The sequence below is a fragment of the Pseudorhodoferax sp. genome, assembly GCF_047601025.1.
Lineage (GTDB): Bacteria > Pseudomonadota > Gammaproteobacteria > Burkholderiales > Burkholderiaceae_C > Pseudorhodoferax.
Map to the genome: position 1 here is coordinate 4280961 of NZ_JASGJZ010000001.1, position 13761 is coordinate 4294721.

17 protein-coding genes are annotated in these 13761 nt (G+C 69.5%); 16 read left to right on the forward strand and 1 reads right to left on the reverse strand.

Translation table 11 applies throughout. The features are described from left to right. Window positions 1-13: 13 nt before the first annotated feature. From infB to typA, 5 genes are read left to right on the forward strand one after another with little or no spacing between them, the layout of a single operon-like run. On the forward strand, window positions 14-2971 hold the full coding sequence (gene infB, locus QM782_RS19900; RefSeq protein WP_415204614.1) for a translation initiation factor IF-2: 2958 nt from the start codon (window positions 14-16) through the stop codon (window positions 2969-2971). Between the two features lie 26 nt (window positions 2972-2997). Beyond that, window positions 2998-3678, forward strand: a complete 681-nt coding sequence (gene lepB, locus QM782_RS19905; protein ID WP_415204615.1) for a signal peptidase I — start codon at window positions 2998-3000, stop codon at window positions 3676-3678. 13 nt (window positions 3679-3691) lie between these two features. Next, complete coding sequence (gene rbfA / locus QM782_RS19910) at window positions 3692-4063, forward strand: 30S ribosome-binding factor RbfA (RefSeq protein ID WP_415204616.1); 372 nt, start codon at window positions 3692-3694, stop codon at window positions 4061-4063. Between the two features lie 3 nt (window positions 4064-4066). Then, complete coding sequence (gene truB / locus QM782_RS19915; protein ID WP_415204617.1) at window positions 4067-5017, forward strand: tRNA pseudouridine(55) synthase TruB; 951 nt, start codon at window positions 4067-4069, stop codon at window positions 5015-5017. Beyond that, the gene (gene typA, locus QM782_RS19920; protein WP_415204618.1) at window positions 5014-6840 is read left to right on the forward strand and encodes a translational GTPase TypA; all 1827 of its coding nucleotides are present in this window, start codon (window positions 5014-5016) and stop codon (window positions 6838-6840) included. The genes truB and typA overlap by 4 nt, the downstream gene beginning before the upstream one ends. Before the next feature lie 21 nt (window positions 6841-6861). On the opposite strand, the gene QM782_RS19925 is transcribed toward typA, so the two are convergent. Further along, window positions 6862-7506: a TetR/AcrR family transcriptional regulator gene (locus QM782_RS19925; RefSeq protein WP_415204619.1), complete on the reverse strand. Its 645-nt coding sequence runs from the start codon at window positions 7504-7506 to the stop codon at window positions 6862-6864. 115 nt (window positions 7507-7621) lie between these two features. Between QM782_RS19925 and QM782_RS19930 the strand changes: the two genes are divergently transcribed. The 11 genes from QM782_RS19930 to QM782_RS19980 all read left to right on the forward strand — a co-directional run bounded on the left by QM782_RS19930 (window position 7622) and on the right by QM782_RS19980 (window position 13749). Then, window positions 7622-8125, forward strand: a complete 504-nt coding sequence (locus tag QM782_RS19930) for a VOC family protein (RefSeq protein WP_415204620.1) — start codon at window positions 7622-7624, stop codon at window positions 8123-8125. 42 nt (window positions 8126-8167) lie between these two features. Continuing rightward, complete coding sequence (locus QM782_RS19935; protein ID WP_415204621.1) at window positions 8168-8617, forward strand: VOC family protein; 450 nt, start codon at window positions 8168-8170, stop codon at window positions 8615-8617. A gap of 11 nt (window positions 8618-8628) precedes the next feature. Continuing rightward, entirely contained in the window at window positions 8629-9039 is a 411-nt protein-coding gene (locus tag QM782_RS19940) for an SRPBCC family protein (RefSeq protein WP_415204622.1), read from the forward strand. Window positions 9040-9073: 34 nt separating this feature from the next. Next, window positions 9074-9460 (forward strand): VOC family protein, encoded by a 387-nt coding sequence (locus QM782_RS19945; protein WP_415204623.1) that lies wholly within the window; start codon window positions 9074-9076, stop codon window positions 9458-9460. 23 nt (window positions 9461-9483) lie between these two features. Beyond that, window positions 9484-10131, forward strand: a complete 648-nt coding sequence (locus QM782_RS19950; protein ID WP_415204624.1) for a glutathione S-transferase family protein — start codon at window positions 9484-9486, stop codon at window positions 10129-10131. A 25-nt stretch (window positions 10132-10156) separates the two neighbouring features. After that, the gene (locus QM782_RS19955; protein ID WP_415204625.1) at window positions 10157-10504 is read left to right on the forward strand and encodes a GFA family protein; all 348 of its coding nucleotides are present in this window, start codon (window positions 10157-10159) and stop codon (window positions 10502-10504) included. 33 nt (window positions 10505-10537) lie between these two features. Next, window positions 10538-10984 (forward strand): SRPBCC family protein, encoded by a 447-nt coding sequence (locus QM782_RS19960; protein ID WP_415204626.1) that lies wholly within the window; start codon window positions 10538-10540, stop codon window positions 10982-10984. A 51-nt stretch (window positions 10985-11035) separates the two neighbouring features. Next, a complete protein-coding gene (locus QM782_RS19965; RefSeq protein ID WP_415204627.1) occupies window positions 11036-11377 on the forward strand; it encodes a YciI family protein in 342 nt (113 codons plus the stop codon). Window positions 11378-11401: 24 nt separating this feature from the next. Continuing rightward, the gene (locus QM782_RS19970; RefSeq protein ID WP_415204628.1) at window positions 11402-12031 is read left to right on the forward strand and encodes a dihydrofolate reductase family protein; all 630 of its coding nucleotides are present in this window, start codon (window positions 11402-11404) and stop codon (window positions 12029-12031) included. Between the two features lie 81 nt (window positions 12032-12112). After that, entirely contained in the window at window positions 12113-12493 is a 381-nt protein-coding gene (locus QM782_RS19975; RefSeq protein ID WP_415204629.1) for a DUF1428 domain-containing protein, read from the forward strand. A 44-nt stretch (window positions 12494-12537) separates the two neighbouring features. Further along, complete coding sequence (locus QM782_RS19980) at window positions 12538-13749, forward strand: MFS transporter (protein ID WP_415204630.1); 1212 nt, start codon at window positions 12538-12540, stop codon at window positions 13747-13749. Window positions 13750-13761 lie beyond the last annotated feature (12 nt).

Below are 13761 nucleotides of genomic sequence, written 5' to 3' on the forward strand. Positions count from 1 at the left end.
GGTTGCGCAACACATGTCCACCACCACCGTCGCTGAATTCGCCTCCGAACTGAAGAAGCCCGCCGAGACCCTGCTTGAACAGCTCAAGGGAGCCGGCGTGGCCAAGAACTCCTCGACCGACACCCTGTCCGAGGCCGACAAGCAGAAGCTGCTGAGCTACCTGCAGGCCAGTCACGGCACGGCCGGCGAGCGCAAGAAGATCACGCTGGTCAAGAAGCAGACCACCGAGATCAAGCAGGCCGATGCCTCCGGCCGCGCCCGCACGATCCAGGTCGAGGTGCGCAAGAAGCGCACCTTCGTCAAGCGCGACGACATGTCCGAAAGCGACGTCGCCGCCGAGCAGGCCGCGCACGCGGCCCGCCTCGCGGAGGAGGCCGAGTTGGCCCGCCGCGAGGAAGAGGCGCGCCAGCAGGCCGAGGCCCTGCGCCGCCAGGAAGAGGAACTGGCCGCGCAGCGCCGCCAGCGCGAGGAACAGGAACGCCGCGAGCTGGCGGAGCAGGAGCGTCGCGAGCGCGAGGCGGCCGAGCAGGCCGCCCGCGAAGCGGCGGCGGCTGCCGCGGCCGTCGCGGCAGCCGAGACCATGCGCAGCAGGAGCGCCGAGCAGGCCCAGGCCCAGGCCGATGCGCTGAATGCCGCGCGCCAGGCGCACGGCGACAACGCCCGGGCCAAGGTCGAAGCCGAGGCCAGGGCCAAGGCGGAAGCCGAAGCCAAGGCGAAGGCCAAGGCCGAAGCCGAGGCGGCCCAGCGCGAGAAGGCCGCCGCCGAATCCAAGGCGCGCGCCGACGAAGAAGCCGCGCGCGCCCGTGCGCTGGCCGAGGCGCGCCGCAAGGCCGAGGCCGAGGCCGCGGCGATCCGCTCGATGATGGCTGCGCCCAAGAAGGTGCTGGTCGCCAAGAAGGAAGAGCCCAAGCCGGTCGCCAAGCCGGCCGAGGCGCCCAAGCCGGGCGTCAAGGGCACGCTGCACAAGCCGGCCGCCGGCGGCGCGGCGGCGCGCCCCGGCGCGCCGGCACCGGCCGGCGCCGGCAAGGAGATCAAGGCCGCCAAGACCTCCTCGGCCTGGGCCGGCGATCCGTCCAAGAAGAAGGCGATCCCGACGCGCGGCGATTCCAGCGGCGGCGTGGGCCGCGGCAACTGGCGCAGCGGCCCGCGCGGCGGGCGCCGCGACCGGGGCGACCACCGCGACGAGCTGGCGCATGCCGCGCCGGCCGAGCAGCGCGTGATCGAGGTGCACGTGCCCGAGACCATCACGGTCGCGGAGCTGGCGCACAAGATGTCGATCAAGGCGTCCGAGGTCATCAAGCAACTGATGAAGCTGGGCCAGATGGTCACCATCAACCAGCCGCTGGACCAGGACACGGCCATGATCGTGGTCGAGGAACTGGGCCACAAGGCCGTCATCGCGGCGCTGGACGATCCGGAAGCCTTCACCGACGAGGAAGTGCAGGCCCAGGCCGCCGAGGCCCTGCCGCGCGCACCCGTGGTCACCGTCATGGGCCACGTCGACCACGGCAAGACCTCGCTGCTGGACCGCATCCGCAGCACCAAGGTCGCGGCCGGCGAGGCCGGCGGCATCACGCAGCACATCGGCGCCTACCACGTCGACACGCCGCGCGGCACCGTCACCTTCCTGGACACGCCGGGCCACGAGGCCTTCACGGCCATGCGCGCCCGTGGCGCCCAGGCCACGGACATCGTGATCCTGGTCGTGGCCGCCGATGACGGCGTGATGCCGCAGACCAAGGAAGCCATCAAGCACGCCAAGGCGGCCAAGGTGCCGATCGTGGTGGCGGTCAACAAGATCGACAAGCCCGAGGCCAACCTGGACCGCGTGCGCAGCGAACTGGTGGCCGAGGAAGTCGTGCCCGAGGAGTTCGGCGGCGACTCGCCGTTCGTCGCCGTCTCGGCCAAGACCGGCCAGGGCATCGACGACCTGCTGGAGCAGGTGCTGCTGCAGGCCGAGGTGCTGGAGCTGAAGGCGCCGGTGGATGCCGCGGCCAAGGGCCTGGTCATCGAGGCGCAACTCGACAAGGGCCGCGGCCCGGTGGCGACGGTGCTGGTGCAGTCCGGCACGCTGAAGATCGGCGACGTGGTGCTGGCCGGCTCGACCTCGGGCCGCGTGCGCGCGATGCTGGACGAGGACGGCCGCCCGACCAAGGAGGCCGGCCCCTCGATCCCGGTGGAGATCCAGGGCCTGAACGACGTGCCGCAGGCCGGCGACGAGTTCATGGTCATGGCCGACGAGCGCCGCGCCCGCGAGATCGCGACCTACCGCGCCGGCAAGTTCCGCAACACCAAGCTGGCCAAGCAGCAGGCCGCCAAGCTGGAGAACATGTTCTCCGACATGACGGCCGGCGAGGTCAAGACGCTGCCGATCATCATCAAGGCGGACGTGCAGGGCTCGCAGGAAGCGCTGTCGCAGTCGCTGCTCAAGCTGTCGACCGACGAGGTCAAGGTGCAGCTGGTCTACGCCGGCGTGGGCGGCATCAGCGAATCCGACGTGAACCTGGCGATCGCCTCCAAGGGCATCGTCATCGGCTTCAACGTGCGGGCCGACGTCGGCGCGCGCAAGCTGGCCGAGGGCAACGGCGTGGACATCAAGTACTACGGCATCATCTACGACGCCGTGGACGAGCTGAAGACCGCGATGGCCGGCATGCTGGCGCCCGAGCGCCGCGAGGAAGTCATCGGCCATGCCGAGATCCGCACCGTGTTCGTGGCCTCCAAGATCGGCACCGTGGCCGGCTCCTACGTGCTCGACGGCGAGGTGCGCCGCAATGCGCACTTCCGCCTGCTGCGCGACAACGTGGTCATCTACACCGGCGAGGTCGAGTCGGTGCGCCGCCACAAGGACGACGTCAAGGAAGTGCGCGAGGGCTTCGAGTGCGGTATCAAGCTGCGCAACTACAACGACATCCGCGAAGGCGACCAGCTGGAGATCTTCGAGATCAAGGAGATCGCGCGGACGCTCTGACGGGCCGAAGCGGGAGGCGGGACACCGTGAACCATCTGAAAACCCTGTGGCGCCAGCAGCGCGGCTTCATGCTCTTCGTGGGCCTGATGCTGGTGTTCCGCTCGGCCGTGGCCGACTGGAACTACGTGCCCTCGTCGTCGATGAACCCCACGCTGTGGGCGGGCGATCGCGTCGTGGTCAACAAGCTGGCCTACAGCCTGCGGGTGCCGTTCACGCTGTACCAGCTCGCGCGCTGGGCCGAGCCGCAGCCCGGCGACGTCGTCACCTTCGATGCGCCGGCCGATGGCACCAACCTCATCAAGCGCGTGGTCGCCGTCGGGGGCGACACCGTCTCGATGCACGACAACGTGCTGCACGTCAACGGCCAGGCCGTGGCGCGCACGCTGATCGATCCCGCGCGCCCGGTGCCGACCGAGATCGGCGTGCTGCAGGAGCAGGTCTGGCGCGAACACCGCGCTGCCGGCGACATCGAGGTGGCGCAGTTGCCCGGCTACAACCGCTACACCGGCTTCGCGCCGATGCACGTGCCCAAGGGCTACGTGATGGTGATGGGCGACAGCCGCGACAACAGCAACGATTCGCGCTTCATCGGCTTCATCGACCAGAACCGCATCACCGGGCAGGCCATGCGCGTGGTCATGTCGCACGATCCGCAGGGGCTTTACCTGCCGCGGCAGGGCCGCTGGTGGCTGCCGCTGCACCTGTGAGCCGAAGGACCCCATGCCGGCCAAGAAGTCTTCCACCCCCAACCGCGGCCTTCGCGTCGCCGACCAGATCCAGCGCGACCTGACGGAGCTGATCGCGCGCGAGCTGAAGGATCCGCGCGTCGGCATGGTGACGGTGCAGGCCGTGGAGGTCACGCCCGACTACGCCCACGCCAAGGTGTTCTTCAGCGTGCTGGTCGGCGACCCGCAGGAGACCGAGGACGCGCTGAACCAGGCGGCCGGCTTCCTGCGCAACCATTTGTTCAAGCGCCTGCACATCCACACGGTGCCGACGCTGCACTTCCAGTTCGACCGCACGACCGAGCGCGCGGCCGACATGAACGCGCTGATCGCGCGCGCCGTCGCGTCGCGCTCCAAGGACGAGTAGCCCGTGAACGCGCCACGCACGAGGGTGCAGCGGCGCCCCGTGCATGGGGTGTTGCTGCTCGACAAACCGCTGGGCCTGTCCAGCAACGACGCGCTGCAGAAGGCCAAGTGGCTGCTGCGCGCCGAGAAGGCCGGCCACACCGGCACGCTGGACCCGCTGGCCACCGGCGTGCTGCCGCTGTGCTTCGGCGCGGCGACCAAGTTTAGCCAGCTGCACCTGGATGCCGACAAGACCTACGAGACCACGGTGCGCCTGGGCCGCACCACGACCACGGCCGACGCCGAGGGCGCGGTGTTGCGCGAGCGCCCGGTGGCTTGCACGCCCGGCCAAGTGGTCGAGGCACTGGACCGCTTCACCGGCCCGATCGCGCAGGTGCCGCCGATGCACAGCGCGCTGAAGAAGGACGGCAAGGCCCTCTACGAGTACGCGCGCAGCGGCCAGACGGTGGAGCGCGAGGCGCGCCACGTGATGGTCCACGACCTGGAGCTGCTGGAAATGCAGCTGCAGGGCGAGGCGCCGTTCCTGCGCCTGCGCGTGCGCTGCTCCAAGGGCACTTACATCCGCACGCTGGGCGAGGACCTCGGCGAGGCGCTGGGCTGCGGCGGCCACCTGGTGGCGCTGCGCCGCGTGGCCACCGGCCCGTTCGAGGACGCGCAGTGCACCACGCTGGCCGCGCTGGAGGCCCTGCCGGAAGACCAGCGCCTGGCGCGCCTGCTGCCCTGCGAGGCGCTGCTGCCCGCGCACGCGCGCATCGCCCTGGACGAACAGGAGGCCGGCCGCTTCCTGTCCGGCATGCGGCGGCGCGGCGACTGGCCCGATACCGAGGCCGCGGCCGTGTTCGGCGCGCAGCCCCATGCCCTGCTGGGCACCGCACGCGTGAAGGCCGGGGAGCTGATCCCGGCCCGGCTGCTGAGCCCGACCGAAATCCGACAGATCCTGGAAACCCAAAGATGAGCCAACAGATCCGCAACATCGCCATCATCGCCCACGTCGACCACGGCAAGACCACCATGGTCGACCAGCTGCTGCGCCAGAGCGGCACCTTCGCCGCGCACGAGAAGGTCGTCGACACCGTGATGGACAGCAACGCCATCGAACGCGAGCGTGGCATCACCATCCTGGCCAAGAACTGTGCCGTGCGCTGGAAGGACACGCACATCAACATCGTCGACACGCCGGGCCACGCGGACTTCGGCGGCGAGGTCGAGCGCGCGCTGTCCATGGTCGACGGCGTGTTGCTGCTGATCGACGCGCAGGAAGGCCCGATGCCGCAGACCCGCTTCGTGACCAAGAAGGCGCTGGCGCTGGGCCTGAAGCCCATCGTCGTCGTGAACAAGGTCGACAAGCCCGGCGCTAACCCCGACAAAGTCGTCAACGCCGCGTTCGACCTGTTCGACAAGCTGGGCGCGACCGACGAGCAGCTGGACTTCCCGGTGGTCTACGCCTCCGGCATCAACGGCTGGAGCTCGCTGGAGCAGGGCGAGCCGAACGAGCAGTGGGGCAGCGACATGGCGCCGCTGTTCGACACCGTGCTGCAGCACGTGCCGGCGCACCAGGGCGACGCGGCCGCGCCGCTGCAGCTGCAGATCTCGGCGCTGGACTTTTCCACCTTCGTCGGCCGTATCGGCGTGGGCCGCGTGAATGCCGGCACCATCCGGCCCGGCATGGACGTGCAGGTCATGGAAGGCCCGGACGGCAAGGCCTTCAAGGGCCGCGTGAACCAGGTGCTGACGTTCCAGGGCCTGGACCGCGTGCAGACCGAGGCCGCCGGCCCCGGCGACATCGTGCTGATCAATGGCATCGCCGACATCGGCATCGGCGTGACCGTGACCGATCCGCTGAATCCCGCGCCGCTGCCGATGCTCAAGGTCGACGAGCCCACGCTGACCATGAACTTCTGCGTCAACACCAGCCCGCTGGCCGGCCGCGAGGGCAAGTTCGTGACCAGCCGCCAGATCTGGGATCGGCTGCAGAAGGAGCTGCAGAGCAACGTGGCGCTGCGCGTGAAGGAGACCGACGAGGACGGCATCTTCGAGGTCTCCGGCCGCGGCGAGCTGCACCTGACCATCCTGCTGGAGAACATGCGCCGCGAAGGCTACGAGCTGGCCGTCTCCAAGCCGCGCGTGGTGTTCAAGGACATCGACGGCGAGCGCTGCGAGCCGATCGAGCTGGTGACCGCCGACATCGAGGAAGGCCACCAGGGCGGCGTGATGCAGGCGCTGGGCGAGCGCAAGGGCGAGCTGGTGAACATGGAGCCGGACGGCCGCGGCCGCGTGCGGCTGGAGTACCGCATCCCGGCACGCGGGCTGATCGGCTTTTCCAACGAGTTCCTGAACCTCACGCGCGGCTCGGGCCTGATCAGCAACATCTTCGACGGCTACGAGCCGCACAAGGGCGAGATCGGCGGCCGCAAGAACGGCGTGCTGATTTCCATGGACGACGGCGAGATCTTCACCTACGCGCTCGGCAAGCTGGACGACCGCGGCCGCATGTTCGTGCGCGCCGGCGACCCGGTCTACGAGGGCATGATCGTCGGCATCCACAGCCGCGACAACGACCTCGTGGTCAACGCCACGCGCACCAAGCAGCTGACCAACTTCCGCGTCTCGGGCAAGGAAGACGCGATCAAGATCACGCCGCCGATCGAGCTGACGCTGGAGTACGGCGTGGAGTTCATCGAGGACGACGAGCTCGTGGAGATCACGCCCAAGAGCATCCGGCTGCGCAAGCGCTTCCTGAAGGAGCACGAGCGCAAGCGGGCGAGCCGCGAGGCCTGAAGCCGGGCGGGCCGGCCCGCCTCACAGCCCGATCTCGACCATGCGCAGCAGGCGCGCGCCCAGGGCGGCGCGCACGGCCGGCGGCGCACGGCGCAGCGGCCCGTCGATGGTCAGCAGCGCCATGCCGTGCACCGACGACCAGGCCAGGAACTCGGCGCCGGGCCGGCGCTCCGCGGGCAGCGCGCCGGCCTGCACCATCGCGTCCAGGGCGTAGCCCAGCAGCTCGAAGGGGTTGAGCCCTTTTTCGGCGGTGCGCGCCGGGTCCGCCGGCAACTCGACGTCGAACGCGCCGAACGCGAACGCGGTGCGGAACCACCCCGTCTCCGCCTGCGCGAAGCCCAGGTAGCCGCGCCCCACGGCCAGCAGCATGGCGCGCGCGCGCCCGGCCGGGTCGGGCAGGGCCTCGACCTGTTTCATTTCATGCTCGATGGCCCGCGCCAGCGCGCCCAGGGTGGCGGCGCGTACGGCCTCGAACAGCGCCTGGTGGCTGGCGAAATGGCGGTACGCCGCATTGGGCGCCACGCCCGCGCGGCGCGTGGCCTCGCGCAGCACCACCGCCTGCGGGCCGCCTTCGCGCGCCAGAGCCAGGCCGGCCTCGACCAGCGCGGCGCGCAGGTCCCCGTGGTGGTAGGTCGCGCGGGGGGTGGAGCTGCGGGCCGTGGTCATGGCTTCTTCCGATGAGAACAAACATTTACAGCCGCACGGGGTCTTCCATGTGGACAGTGTTCATTTTAGTGCCTAGCATGTGAACATCGTCCACACGACAACGGAGTCGCTGCCCATGGCCCGCCTCGCCCCACGCATCCAGCCCTGCCTGTGGTTCGACACCCAGGCCGAAGAAGCCGCGGACTTCTACGTCGGCATCTTCCCCGGTTCGCGCATCCAGAGCGTCTCGTACTACAGCGAAGCCGGGCAAGAGCACCACGGCAAACCCATCGGCTCGGTGATGGCCGTGTCCTTCACGCTGGACGGCCAGGCCATGCTGGCGCTGAACGGCGGGCCGCATTTCCGCTTCAACCCCGCCGTGTCGCTGATGATCCTCTGCGACAGCCAGGCCGAGATCGACCATTACTGGAGCCGTCTCGGCGAAGGCGGCGACCCCGCCGCGCAGCAGTGCGGCTGGCTGGCGGACCGCTACGGCCTGTCGTGGCAGGTGACGCCGCGCGACTGGGAGCGCCTGATGAACGCGCCCGACCAGGCGGCTTCGCAGCGCGCCCTGCGCGCCATGCACGAAATGAAGAAGCTCGACATCGCTGCCCTGCAGGCGGCCTTCGACGGGCGTTGAGCCAGCGCCCCCGCTGATTCCTTCACCGACCGGAGACCCACCATGCAATTCGTTCCCTACCTCAACTTCGACGGCAACTGTGCCGAGGCCATGGCCTTCTACGCCAGGCTGTTCGGCGGGCAGATCGTCTTCCAGTCCACCTTCGGCGAGGTGCCACCCGAGTCCGGCATGCCGCCGGTGCCGGAGTCGGCGAAGAACCGCCTGATGCACGCGCAACTGCAGGTCGGCGCGCAGAGCCTGATGGCGTCCGACGCCATGCCGGAGGTGCCGGGCATGGGCCTCGAGACCTGCGGCGGCTATCGGAAGCCGCAAGGCATGTGGATATCGATCGGCGTGGAGACCGAGGCCGAGGGCCGGCGCGTGTTCGACGGCCTGGCCGAGGGGGGCCAGGTGGCCATGCCATTCCAGAAGACCTTCTGGTCGCCCGGCTTCGGCATGGTGACCGACCGCTTCGGCACGCCGTGGATGGTCAACGTCGCCGGCCAGCCCTGAAGGGCTGCACCATGGACATCACCATCGAAACCCTGGTCAAGGCGCCGCTGGCCCGCGTCTGGTCGGCCTGGAACGACCCGCGCGCCATCGAGCGGTGGAACGCGGCCTCGCCCGACTGGCACACCCCGCGCGCCAGCGTGGACCTGCGCGAAGGCGGGCGCTTCAGCACGCGCATGGAGGCCCGGGACGGCAGCGAAGGCTTCGACTTCGAGGGCATCTACACGCGCGTCGAGCCGCAGCGCCTGATCGAATACACGATGAACGACCAGCGCCGCGTGCGCGTGGAGTTCCAGGCGTCGGCCGGCGGCACCACGGTGCGCGAGACCTTCGACGCCGACGACACCTACACCCCGGAGCAGCAGCGCGAAGGCTGGCAGGCCATCCTCGACAGCTTCGCGCGCTACGCCGAAGCCAACGCCTGAGCCGCGCTTTTCCCTCGTTACGCAGGAGCACCCGATGAAACCCAACCCCGTCGTCTGGTTCGAGATCTACGTGCAGGACATGGCGCGTGCGCGCAGGTTCTACGAAGCCGTGCTGCAGTGCACGCTGGAGCCGCTGCCCATGCCCGAGGGCGACGCCGGTGGCATGGAAATGCTGAGCTTCCCGATGGACATGGCCGCCCCCGGCGCGGGCGGCATGCTGGTGCGCATGGACGGCGTCTCGCCGGGCGGCGGCGGCACGCTGGTGTACTTCGGCTGCGAGGACTGCGCCGTGGAGCAGTCGCGCGTGGAGGCCGCGGGCGGCCGGATCCGCAAGCCCAAGTTCTCCATCGGCCCCTACGGCTTCTGTGCGCTGGTGGTGGACACCGAGGGCAACTGCTTCGGCCTGCATTCGATGACGTGAGCGACGGGACACGGAGAAACCGCATGCCCATCAAACTCTACGGCCACCCCTTTGCGTCCTTCGTGTGGAAGGCACTGATCGCCGCGTACGAGCGCGATGTCCCGTTCGAGTTCTGCATGGTGGACGCCGGCCATCCCGAGAATTCGGCCCGGATCGCCGAGTTGTCTCCCACCGGGCAGTTCCCGGCGCTGACCGACGGCCGCTGCGAAATCACGCAGTCCAACGCCGTCATCGAGTATCTGGACCGATTCGGCGACGCGCCGCGGATGATTCCGCCGGATGCCGATGCCGCGCTGCAGGCCCGCATGCTGGCCGATGTGTTCGACGCCTACGTGTCCGGGCCCATGCAGGAGATCGTGGGCGATGCGCTTCGCGCGAAGGAGCACCAGAGTCCACTGCGCGTCAGGGAAGCCAAGGCCAGGCTGGACAAAGCCTACGCCTGGCTGTCCGGCCGCATCGGTGCCGGCTGGGCCAACGGAAGCGGCTTCAGCATCGCCGACTGCGCGGCGGCCCCGGCCTTGTTCTACGCCGATTGGGTGCACCCGATTCCCGAGGGGCCGCTCGAGGCCTACCGCGCCCGATTGCTGGTGCATCCGTCGGTGGCGCGTGTCGTGGACGAGGCCCGGCCCTACCGTGCGTTCTTTCCGCTCGGCACTCCCGACCGCGACTGAGCCGTCTTTTCCTGAGGAGACCTCCATGCACCACCAGGCCAGCTGCCACTGCGGCCAGAACCGTTTCACCTTCGACGGCGACATCGCCGAAGTGCTGGCCTGCAACTGCTCGATCTGCCGGCGCCGCGGCTCGCTGCTGTGGTTCACGCCGCGCGAGAACCTGAAGCTGCAGACGCCCGAGGAGGCCAGCCGCAGCTACACCTTCCACAAGCACGTCATCCGCCACCGCTTCTGCCCCACCTGCGGCATCCACCTGTACGGCGAGGGCGCCAGCCCGCAGGGCGTGCCGATGGCCGCCATCAACGTGCGCTGCGTCGAAGGCATCGACCTGGATGCCATCCCCGTGCGCCACTTCGACGGGCGGGCCCTGTAGCCGCCTGCCCGAACAACCCGAGGAGACCCGACCATGCCGACCGGAACCGTCCGCTTTCACCGCGTGCTGCGCACCACGCCCGACAAGGTCTACCGCGCCTTCACGCACGGCGCGGCCCTGGCCAAGTGGCTGCCGCCCCATGGCTTCGTCTGCCACGTCCACCACTTCGAGGGCCAGGTCGGCGGCCGCTTCAGGATGTCGTTTGAGAACTTCTCGACCGGCCACAGCCATTCGTTCGGCGGTGAATACCTGCAGCTCGTCCCCGGCGAACGCGTCGAATACACCGACCGCTTCGACGCCCCCAACCTGCCCGGCGAGATGCGCGTGACGGTGAAGCTGCGCGCGGTGTCCTGCGGCACCGAAGTCGATATCGAGCAGGCCGGCATTCCCGAAGTCATCCCCGTCGAGATGTGTACCCTCGGCTGGCAGGAATCGCTCGCCCAACTCGCCCGCCTCGTCGAGCCCGGGATTCCGGACTAGGAAACCAGGAAGTCATGACGCCGCCAACTTGGCGGTGCATGGAGTGATGCGATGCCCCGGTACCTGATCTCGTTCGATGACGGCGCCATGGACCATATTCCCGACGAAGACTTGCCGTCGGTGAGCGAGGCGTCACGCCAGGTGGTCGGGGAGGCCAAGGCCGCGGGGGCTTGGATCTTCGGCGGCGGCATGCAGCGCCAGCGATCGACCATCGTCGCAACGGACGGGACCACCACGGCCGGGCCGGTGCCCGAGACGAAGGCCGTCATCGGCGGCTTTTCGGTTATCGAGGTTGCTTCACGCGAAGAGGCACTCGCCTGGACCGCCAGGCTCGCTGCCGCGTGCCGCTGCGCGCAAGAGGTTCGCGAGATCATGTTCGATCCGGAGTCTTGAATTCGAGCATGGGAGAAGCAAGCGATGAGCAAGGTATTCGTCAACATCGGACTCAGCCTCGACGGCTACATGGCACCGGAAGGCATGACCATGGGCAAACCCGAGTACAAGAACTGGGGCGCCAAATGGGGAGGCCTGATGGCCTGGCTCATCAGCCAGCAGCACTTCCGCGACAACCTCAAGCTCGGGCCCGGCGGAGAGACCGGCCCGGTCAATGACCTGGTTCGCAGCACGACGGAGCGCATCGGCGCCAACGTCATGGGCAAGCGGATGTTCGACCAGGGCGAAGTCGCCTGGCCGGACGAGGCACCGTTTCACACGCCGGTCTATGTGCTGACCCATGAGCAGCGCGACCCCTGGGTGCGCCCCGGCGGCACGACCTTCCACTTCGTCAACGACGGGGCGGAGCGCGCGCTGGAACTGGCCCGGGAATCCGCGGGCAGCCGCGACGTCCGCATCGCAGGCGGCGCGGACGTGATCCAGCAGTACCTGAACCTGGATGCCGTCGACGAACTGGAAATCGCGTTGGCGCCGGTGTTGTTCGGCGGCGGCCGGCGTCTCTTCGAGAACCTGCGCGAGCCCGGGCCGCGGTTCCGCATCGACAAGGTGCTCGACGGCCCCGCTGCCACCCACTTGCGCTACGTGCGTCGGTGATGCGGGACCGATCGTCGACCGGATGTCCCCGCCGGGCCTTTGTGCGCTCATGCCGCTGAAACCTTGACAGGAGAAAACCACATGCATTACGTCGATGGATTCGTCGTGCCCGTCCCCCGCGCCAAGCTGGACGCCTACCGTGCACTCGCGCAGAAAGCCGGCGAGGCGTGGATGGAGCACGGCGCGCTGCAGTATTTCGAATGCGTGGGCGACGACGTGCAGCCCGGCAAGGTGACCTCGTTCCCGCAGGCCGTGCAGTTGAAGGACGACGAGGTGGCCGTGTTCGCGTGGATCGTCTACGCCTCGCGTGCCGAGCGCGACCGCATCAACGCGCTGGTGATGCAAGACCCGCGTGTTGCCGACTGCAAGCCCGAGGACATGCCTTTCGACGGCATGCGCATGTTCTGGGGCGGCTTCGCCGGGCTGGTCGAGCTGGGCTGGGGCGGCGCGCCGGCAGCCTGAGCGGCTGCACCGCGTCGGCGCACGCAGCGTTCCGGAGGAACACCGTGAACCCCCGCTACCGCTGGGTCATCGTCGCGGCCGGCGGCCTGCTGGGCTGCGTCGCGATGGGCGCGATGTTCTCGCTACCGGTCTTCCTGCGGCCGATGGCCGAGGACACCGGCTGGTCCGTCACCGGCATCTCCACCGCGATGACGCTGGCCTTCCTGGCGATGGGCACGGCCAGCCTGGCGTGGGGCAGCCTGTCCGACCGCTTCGGCCCGCGCCCGGTGGTGCTGGCGGGGTCGGTCGTGCTGGTGGCGAGCCTGGCGCTGGCCAGCCGGGCGACGTCGCTGGGCGGGTTCCAGCTGCTGTTCGGCCTGCTGGTCGGCGGCGCGACGGCCGCCATCTTCGTGCCGATGATGGCCTGCGTCACCGGCTGGTTCGACACGCAGCGCAGCCTGGCCGTCTCGCTGGTGTCCGCCGGCATGGGCATGGCGCCGATGACCATGGCCCCGCTCGCCGCCTGGCTGGTCACCGCCTACGGCTGGCGCAGCGCGATGCTGGCCGTCGCCGGCGTCGCGGCCGTCCTGATGCTCCCCGCCGCGCTGCTGGTGCGCCGGCCGCCGGCGCTGGACGATGGCGCGCCCGCCGGGATCGCGGCCGGCGAAGCGCCGTCGGGCATGAGCGTCGCCCAGGCCGTGCGCTCGCGCCAGTTCCTCCTGCTGATGCTGGCCAACTTCTGCTGCTGCGCCACGCACTCGGGCCCGATCTTCCACACGGTGAGCTACGCGGTGACCTGCGGCATCCCGATGATCGCGGCGGTGACGGTCTACAGCGTCGAGGGGCTGGCCGGCATGTTCGGCCGCATCGGCTTCGGCCTGGCGGGGGACCGCTTCGGCGCCCAGCGCGTGCTGGTCGTCGGCCTGCTGGCGCAGGCCTTCGCCGTGCTGGCCTACGTGTCGGTCAGCCGGCTCTACGGCTTCTATGCCGTGGCGATGGTGGTCGGCTTCATCTATGCGGGCACGATGCCGCTGTACGCGGTGATCATCCGCGAGAACTTCCCGCTGCGGATGATGGGCACCATCATCGGCGCCACGGCGCTGGCCGGCAGCCTGGGCATGTCCACCGGGCCGGTGCTCGGCGGCCTGGCCTACGACCGCCTGAACAGCTACACGCCGATGTACGTCGGCTCGTGGGGCATGGGGCTGGCGGCGATGCTCGTGCTGATGGCCTTCCGGCCGTTTCCCGCGCGGCGCGCCGGGGCGGTGCCGGCGTAGCGGGCGCCCCTG

Bases quoted from the DNA above. Each gene is read 5' to 3' on its own strand.
- rbfA (WP_415204616.1), top strand. From the start codon at position 3,692: ATGCCGGCCAAGAAGTCTTCCACCCCCAACCGCGGCCTTCGCGTCGCC.
- QM782_RS19935 (WP_415204621.1), top strand. From the start codon at position 8,168: ATGCAATTCGTTCCCTACCTCAACTTCGACGGCAACTGTGCCGAGGCC.
- QM782_RS19925 (WP_415204619.1), bottom strand. From the start codon at position 7,506: ATGACCACGGCCCGCAGCTCCACCCCCCGCGCGACCTACCACCACGGG.
- infB (WP_415204614.1), top strand. From the start codon at position 14: ATGTCCACCACCACCGTCGCTGAATTCGCCTCCGAACTGAAGAAGCCC.
- QM782_RS19975 (WP_415204629.1), top strand. From the start codon at position 12,113: ATGCATTACGTCGATGGATTCGTCGTGCCCGTCCCCCGCGCCAAGCTG.
- QM782_RS19950 (WP_415204624.1), top strand. From the start codon at position 9,484: ATGCCCATCAAACTCTACGGCCACCCCTTTGCGTCCTTCGTGTGGAAG.
- QM782_RS19930 (WP_415204620.1), top strand. From the start codon at position 7,622: ATGGCCCGCCTCGCCCCACGCATCCAGCCCTGCCTGTGGTTCGACACC.
- QM782_RS19970 (WP_415204628.1), top strand. From the start codon at position 11,402: ATGAGCAAGGTATTCGTCAACATCGGACTCAGCCTCGACGGCTACATG.
- QM782_RS19945 (WP_415204623.1), top strand. From the start codon at position 9,074: ATGAAACCCAACCCCGTCGTCTGGTTCGAGATCTACGTGCAGGACATG.
- QM782_RS19960 (WP_415204626.1), top strand. From the start codon at position 10,538: ATGCCGACCGGAACCGTCCGCTTTCACCGCGTGCTGCGCACCACGCCC.
- QM782_RS19955 (WP_415204625.1), top strand. From the start codon at position 10,157: ATGCACCACCAGGCCAGCTGCCACTGCGGCCAGAACCGTTTCACCTTC.
- typA (WP_415204618.1), top strand. From the start codon at position 5,014: ATGAGCCAACAGATCCGCAACATCGCCATCATCGCCCACGTCGACCAC.
- QM782_RS19940 (WP_415204622.1), top strand. From the start codon at position 8,629: ATGGACATCACCATCGAAACCCTGGTCAAGGCGCCGCTGGCCCGCGTC.
- QM782_RS19965 (WP_415204627.1), top strand. From the start codon at position 11,036: ATGCCCCGGTACCTGATCTCGTTCGATGACGGCGCCATGGACCATATT.